At 26.9% G+C, this 1,849-nt stretch carries 4 protein-coding genes; 1 reads left to right on the top strand and 3 read right to left on the bottom strand.

The features are described from left to right. A partial coding sequence (locus tag VK998_RS02940) for a DUF6648 family protein (protein WP_325225304.1) occupies positions 1-444 on the bottom strand: 444 nt, incomplete at its 3' end. Positions 445-497: 53 nt separating this feature from the next. Then, positions 498-1,223 (bottom strand): pseudouridine synthase, encoded by a 726-nt coding sequence (locus tag VK998_RS02945; RefSeq protein ID WP_325225296.1) that lies wholly within the window; start codon positions 1,221-1,223, stop codon positions 498-500. Between the two features lie 108 nt (positions 1,224-1,331). On the opposite strand from VK998_RS02945, the gene VK998_RS02950 reads away from it, so the two are divergent. Further along, the gene (locus VK998_RS02950; RefSeq protein WP_325225299.1) at positions 1,332-1,517 is read left to right on the top strand and encodes a DUF1540 domain-containing protein; all 186 of its coding nucleotides are present in this window, start codon (positions 1,332-1,334) and stop codon (positions 1,515-1,517) included. Between the two features lie 27 nt (positions 1,518-1,544). Here VK998_RS02950 and VK998_RS02955 read toward each other — a convergent pair. After that, positions 1,545-1,849: hypothetical protein (locus VK998_RS02955; RefSeq protein WP_325225302.1), on the bottom strand; the 305-nt coding region annotated here is incomplete at its 5' end.

Here is a 1,849-nt window from a genome sequence, read left to right on the forward strand (position 1 = left end):
AAATATCGCTTCTTTATAGTCTAAAAGGACTATTTCATATAGTTTATCCCGTAAAAATTTAGATTCAACTTGAATAAAATATGCTTCTACATTTTTAAACTCTAAAAAACGTAATAATTGCAAAGTAGCTTTATCTTTCTCATGATAATATTCATTTCCTATGTTCTTATAATAGATATAATATTTATCATGTTTTCCTGATCTTCTTATATCCTTGGCTAACATAGTATAGTATTTTGCTAAAACATTATAATACTGGTAATTATACATTCCCTTTTCAAAACTATCAATTCTTGAGAAAGGTTTGACATTCATCTCCTGTACAAAATCAAAATTATACTCTAAAAACTCCTTTTTTGTAATATCTCCATTTGCATATTGAATAATAAGGGACGATCTATTCTCGAAAAAAGTTTCAAATATTCCCTTTCTTTTAAACTGCACCAATTATAACACCCTATCTAAATATGAATTCTTATTAAATTATATCATAATTTTTAGTTTTTTTCTTTTAATCTTTTAATTTCCTTATCATCTAATTCTCTATATTCACCTAATCCTAAGCTTTTATCTAAATTTATAGGTCCCATAGAAATTCTCTTAAGATAGGTTACTTCCATATCTAATGCTTGAAACATCCTCTTTACCTGATGAAATTTCCCTTCCTTTATAGTTAATTCTACTTTTGAAATATAGTTTGATTCAATTATTTCAAGTTTTGCTGGTAATGTTTTATATCCATCATCTAATACAATACCTTCTTTGAATATTTTTTTATGTTTTTCATCTACATATCCATCTACCTCAACATAATAAGTTTTATCTACTCCTTTTTTTGGTGATAATAGCTCGTGAGCTAGCTTCCCATCATTGGTTAAAATAAGCAATCCTTCTGTATCTTTATCTAATCTTCCAGCTGGAAAAGGATTGAATATTAAATATTCCTCATCTAATAATTCTAAAACTGTCCTATTAACAGGATCATCAGTAGATGAAACTACATCTTTTGGTTTATTCATCATTATATATATATATTTCCTATAAAATATTTCTTGTCCGTCAAATTTTATTTCATCTTTATATGGATCAATTTTATAATCATTTTTAACTATAATCTTTTGGTTTATTTCTACTCTGCCTTCTTTTATTATTTTCTTTACATCTTTTCTGCTTCCATATCCCATATTAGCTAGGACTTTATCTAATCTTTCTTTTTTATTCATAAAATTCTCCTCAAAAATTATATAGTATAAATAATTATAAAAAACACAAAATATATTTAGTTAGTAAAGCAAAATTTTTTCACCTATTTTAAATGAAAGGAGATTGCCATGCATATAGAAAAAACTAATGAACCTCTTCATGGTGTTAAATGTGTTGTAAACACTTGTCATTATTATATCCCTGGAGATTATTGTAGCGCAGCAAAAATAGAAATACAACCAAGAAATGCCACATCTACTGAAGAAACTGACTGTGCTACATTTAAACCAGAAAATGGCTCTATGCAAGGGTAAAACCTAAAAGGCAGGAATATTTCCTGCCTAATCTACTTCTAGTTCAATGCAACTCTCCTTTAATTTAAGGGACATTTCACTTATGTTTAAATCGGACCCAATATAAAACTCTATATTAGATTTTTCTCCTATTGCTTCTAATTTATCTTTTAGTTTTTCCATTTCTTCAGATTTTAATTTAAATACTTTATATATCCCATCTATATATATCTTTTCAACATCATAATCCATTGCCATTATCCCACACAAAAAGCCATAGAAAGATTCTATATTATTAATATTGAACTCCATGGCATTAATGAGCCTTACAGAATGGTCAAGGCTAAATATAT

Source organism: Schnuerera sp., assembly GCF_035459645.1.
Taxonomy (GTDB): Bacteria; Bacillota; Clostridia; order Tissierellales; family Tepidimicrobiaceae; genus Schnuerera.

Excerpts from the sequence above, each read along its gene's own strand:
- VK998_RS02950 (WP_325225299.1), top strand. The coding sequence starts at position 1,332 with ATGCATATAGAAAAAACTAATGAACCTCTTCATGGTGTTAAATGTGTT.
- VK998_RS02945 (WP_325225296.1), bottom strand. The coding sequence starts at position 1,223 with ATGAATAAAAAAGAAAGATTAGATAAAGTCCTAGCTAATATGGGATAT.